Raw genomic sequence first — 243 nt, forward strand, 5'->3', positions numbered from 1 at the left:
GCACCGACAACCATAGCGCGTCGGCGCCGTTGTCCAGCGCCTTGCGGATCGCCAGCAGGGTGTTCTCCGGGTAGTCCGCGGTGCCGGCGCGATGGGCCACCAGCAGCGGGCCCGGGCCATCCGCCGGTACCACCGAGCGTGCCTCGACGCAGCCGGACAGCGACAGGCCCAGCAGCAGGATCGCAATACTTCGATTCATTTCATTCTCCCGTCACGCCCTATAGGGCGGGTGCTCGCCAACGT

The 243-nt window shown here is 67.9% G+C and carries 1 protein-coding gene; it reads right to left on the reverse strand.

Annotated elements, in window-relative coordinates; genetic code table 11:
• Positions 1-199 (reverse strand): glycerophosphodiester phosphodiesterase family protein (locus tag ACLJNW_RS27855; RefSeq protein ID WP_410961827.1); only part of this gene is annotated, 199 nt, incomplete at its 3' end.
• Between the last annotated feature and the right edge of the window lie 44 nt (positions 200-243).

Origin of the sequence: Salmonella sp. SAL4457, from assembly GCF_046548235.1 — a bacterium.
GTDB lineage: Bacteria > Pseudomonadota > Gammaproteobacteria > Enterobacterales > Enterobacteriaceae > Salmonella > Salmonella enterica.